General features: G+C 66.0%; 2 protein-coding genes. Both read right to left on the bottom strand.

Translation table 11 applies throughout. The features are described from left to right. Nucleotides 1–246: S4 domain-containing protein (locus tag CSC62_RS17540; protein ID WP_281353329.1), on the bottom strand; the 246-nt coding region annotated here is incomplete at its 3' end. Nucleotides 247–358: 112 nt separating this feature from the next. Continuing rightward, the coding region (locus CSC62_RS17535; protein WP_162407909.1) for a hypothetical protein at nt 359–580 on the bottom strand (222 nt) is incomplete at its 5' end.

Genomic DNA, 580 nt, shown 5'->3' with positions numbered 1-580 from the left:
TATAAAGGACGGGCCCACCGGTTTGTTGAGCGCGATGTAGACGTGCTTGCGACCACCGAGCTTCTTGGCCTCGCGTATGCGTAGCGGCTGGCCATCCACCAGCACGGTATCTTCCTCGCCGACCACCGCGCCGGTACCGGCGGGCACGCCATTGACGGTGACCCTGCGTTCGCCGATCAGACGATCGGCCTCGCGGCGTGAGCAAAAGCCGGTTTCGGCGATGTATTTGTTGAGTCGGATCGTCATCTGCCAATTATCGGCGATTTAGAGCAGCCAACAAAACTACCGTGCAGCCGCCAGAGGCGTGTACACGCAGCACCGGCATGACGCTGCGGGAAGTCGCCTGGGTCAAGCGCGCTTACCCGGAGACGGCCACCAGCTGCGGCGTGTGCCACAGCCCTTCCAGCGGGCATGGACGATGCAGGCTGAAACCCCGCACCAGGCCCACACCGGCTTCGCGCAGCCCGGGGATGGCGGCCTCCGCGTCCACGCCCTCAGCTGCCACCTCGATGCCCCGCGCCAGCCCGACACGGGGCATAGAAAGCCCCCCCGCCGCGTCCACCCCACTGTGCGCCAACGT

It is taken from the genome of Pseudoxanthomonas jiangsuensis, assembly GCF_010093185.1.
Taxonomy (GTDB): domain Bacteria; phylum Pseudomonadota; class Gammaproteobacteria; order Xanthomonadales; family Xanthomonadaceae; genus Pseudoxanthomonas; species Pseudoxanthomonas jiangsuensis.
Note: the sequence above shows the minus strand (reverse complement) of the source record. Positions and strands in the feature narration are given on the sequence as shown.